Genomic DNA, 3,245 nt, shown 5'->3' with positions numbered 1-3,245 from the left:
AGTTCTAGCCCATATTTTTAAGGCATTCTTTATCCAGAATGAGCCTGTGCTTTATCCTGACATTACCTATAGCTTTTATCCAGTTTATAGTCAGTTCTTTGCAATTCAGACCAAGCAGATACCTTTGAATGAAAATTTTGAAATTGATGTTTCAGATTATCAGCAGGAAAATGGTGGCATTATTATTACTAATCCTAATGCGCCAACCAGTATTGCATTGGGTTTGCAACAAATCGAACAAATTTTGCAGGCCAATCCAGATCGTGTGATTGTGATTGATGAAGCCTATGTAGATTTTGGAGCAGAATCAGCAGTTCAGCTTGTTAATCAATATGATAATCTGGTGGTTTGTCAAACAACCTCCAAGTCGCGTTCCCTTGCGGGTTTACGGGTTGGCTTTGCCATTGCACAAAGCCATTTGATTGCCGCACTTGAAGCAGTCAAAAATAGTTTTAACTCCTACCCAATGGACCGATTTGCGATTGCAGCGGCAGTAGCTTCATTTGAAGATCAAGTTTATTTTGAAGCACAATGTGCAAAAGTGATAGAAAGCCGTGAAAAACTGGTGGGTGATTTGATTGCTTTAGGTTTTAAGGTATTGCCATCAAAAGCTAATTTTATTTTTACCACTCATCCACAATATGAAGCCGCCAGGCTTGCACAGCAGCTCCGTGAGCAGGGGATTATCGTCCGTTATTTTAATAAACCAAGAATTGATCAATTCTTGCGAATTACGATTGGCACAGATGAACAAAATCAGCGTTTAGTTGATACACTTAAAATGCAAATTTTGTAATAGCCATATTGGTTCAATCTTCAGATTTCAGCCATGTGTTGAGCAAATCAAGCATGGCAGAAATCTTATCAAAACATTCCTGATATTCTGCCTCAGCATCAGAAGCGATGGTAATGCCACCACCTGCCCAGACTGATAATTGATCCTGATACTTTTGAATACTACGAATCAGGATATTCCAGCGTCCAGTGCCATCAAAATTGAAGTAACCCAAACTGCCACAATAGGCGCCTCTTGGTGCCCCCTCAAGCTCCTCAATAATCTGCATGGCACGAATTTTGGGTGCGCCTGTAATTGAACCACCAGGCAGGGCAGACAATAGCATCTGCATAGGATTGATATCTTGCTTTAAAGTTGCCGTGATTTCACTGACCATGTGATGCACTTGATTGAAACTTTCAATTTCAAAGAGTTTAGTTGTCTTTACTGAACCCGTTTCAGCATAAACACTGAGGTCATTACGCAACAGGTCCACAATCATGACATTTTCAGCCTGATCTTTTTCAGAGTTACTGAGTTTGGCTTTGGAAGCTTGATCCTGTTTGGGATCATCAAAGCGTGGCATGGTTCCCTTAATTGGTCGGGTCTTGATTTTTCTCTCATGCTGAAATTCGATAAATAACTCAGGTGAACAACTGAGTAGCTCAAAATCATCAAGCTTTAAATAACCTGCATACGGTGCATGGGTCAATTGCCATAATTCTTCAGCTTTACTTAATAGTGTACCTTGTGCTGTTGCCTTAAATTCTTGTGTTAAATTGATTTGATAACAATCACCTGCCTTGATGTACTCCTGAACCTGATTGAATGCGTCAAAATATTGTTCTTTTGACCAACGGGAAGCGCACTTTTTTAAGAGTTGAAGTGTGGCTAATTCATTTTCTTGGGCTTGGTTTAGCAGTCTGGAAATGCTTTTATAAATATTTTGCGCTTGTTCCTCATCACTATAAAAATACCATGCGCCATCCTGAAACTTTAAAAAAGTAGAATATTCACCTAGAAAAAAGCTGGGTTGTGGATGACTAAAAACATCAATAAATTGATCTGCACTATAGTCATAGCTAAAGAAGCCAATATAACCACCATTGAAAGAAATGTCGTGCTCTGGGGATTCTTGTGAATGATTGAAATTTGAAAATTCAATCACTGATGTTACATCTTGATTTATTTGATATTGATTAAATTCAATTTGATGAAACTGTATCAGCGTTGACTGCTGAAATTTTAAAAAAGCTTTGGGTAGAAATGCAATAACAGGAAAATTTTGATCATGGAGATAGACCAAGCCAGTTAAATCCTGAAGCTGGAGCAAAAGTGCAGATACGGCATTATTTTGTATGTTTAACTTTTGCAAAAACTGGGACATAAAAAGAAATACATTGGCATACACAAGGATATGCTAGTGTACTACACTCTAAAATAGAATAAACATTTTGGGTATTAGGGCAGCAAAATGGCAGTCATTCAACCACAACCATATATCAGTGAACAGGAATACCTTGAGGGCGAATTATTGACTGATATCAAACATGAATATATCGATGGCGAAGTTTACGCAATGGCGGGCGCACATCGGAACCATGTTCGTTTAGCAGATAATATGTTGGGGTTATTATTGGGTCACCTCAAAGGTAAACCATGCCAACCTTTTGGTTCAGATATGAAACTCAAAGTCGGAAAAAACTACTTTTATCCTGATGCAATCATTGATTGCAGTGAAGATGAACAGGATTATTATACCGAAAACCCAACCCTCATTGTTGAGGTGCTCTCAAAATCCACCCGCCAAAAAGACAAGACACTGAAACGTGATCTTTACCTTACTATTCCGACTTTACAGGAATATGTGTTGATCGAACAGGATTTTGTCGATGTGGAAATCCAGCGTCTTTCTAACGGCTGGCAGTCTCAACATTTTTATTTAGATGAAGATGTCCATTTTCAGTCGATTGATTTAACGGTTAAAGTCTCAGAAATCTATGATCGGGTAAAAAATGAAGATATGCAGCAATGGCTGGCGAAGCAGGCAGAAATTGCACAAGCTGAACAGGGCATAGGGCAATAAAATTAAGCTTATTGTCACTTGTAGAGAAAGTATGGCTTAGAAAGTGAATACCGAAAAACTTGATTTTGACGATTGTTATCAATTTTAAGTTAAAAAGAGATTTTGTTTACATTCTCAAAACGAAAATTCTGCCGATTAACAGACAGAAGTTCAAAATATTCGGGTTGATTTAAAAAGATTTTGTATAAAAATTATAATTATCAATATGTTGTAGAATAAAAAGTCTATTGATTGCTATTAATCAGATAATGCCGTTTATCCATTGGAGCGTAAAACCTCGGGGTTTAGCCCGAGGATATAAGCGACTGGCGTAAGCCATACGACATGAAATGTCGTTTTAAATACTTTTGCGATAATCACTATTAAGAAAAATACGGTTAAAAT

The 3,245-nt window shown here is 37.7% G+C and carries 3 protein-coding genes; 2 read left to right on the top strand and 1 reads right to left on the bottom strand.

Going from position 1 to position 3,245, the window contains the following annotated elements; translation table 11 throughout:
• The coding region (locus tag B4H32_RS00720; protein ID WP_286799142.1) for a pyridoxal phosphate-dependent aminotransferase at positions 1-796 on the top strand (796 nt) is incomplete at its 5' end.
• A 13-nt stretch (positions 797-809) separates the two neighbouring features.
• Here the strand turns inward: B4H32_RS00720 and pabB are convergent.
• Complete coding sequence (gene pabB / locus B4H32_RS00715; RefSeq protein WP_286799137.1) at positions 810-2,162, bottom strand: aminodeoxychorismate synthase component I; 1,353 nt, start codon at positions 2,160-2,162, stop codon at positions 810-812.
• A gap of 87 nt (positions 2,163-2,249) precedes the next feature.
• On the opposite strand from pabB, the gene B4H32_RS00710 reads away from it, so the two are divergent.
• Positions 2,250-2,861 (top strand): Uma2 family endonuclease, encoded by a 612-nt coding sequence (locus B4H32_RS00710; RefSeq protein WP_004683000.1) that lies wholly within the window; start codon positions 2,250-2,252, stop codon positions 2,859-2,861.
• The last annotated feature ends 384 nt before the right edge of the window (positions 2,862-3,245 follow it).

Source organism: Acinetobacter sp. UBA2063 (assembly GCF_002333245.1).
Lineage (GTDB): Bacteria > Pseudomonadota > Gammaproteobacteria > Pseudomonadales > Moraxellaceae > Acinetobacter > Acinetobacter parvus.
Note: the sequence above shows the minus strand (reverse complement) of the source record. Positions and strands in the feature narration are given on the sequence as shown.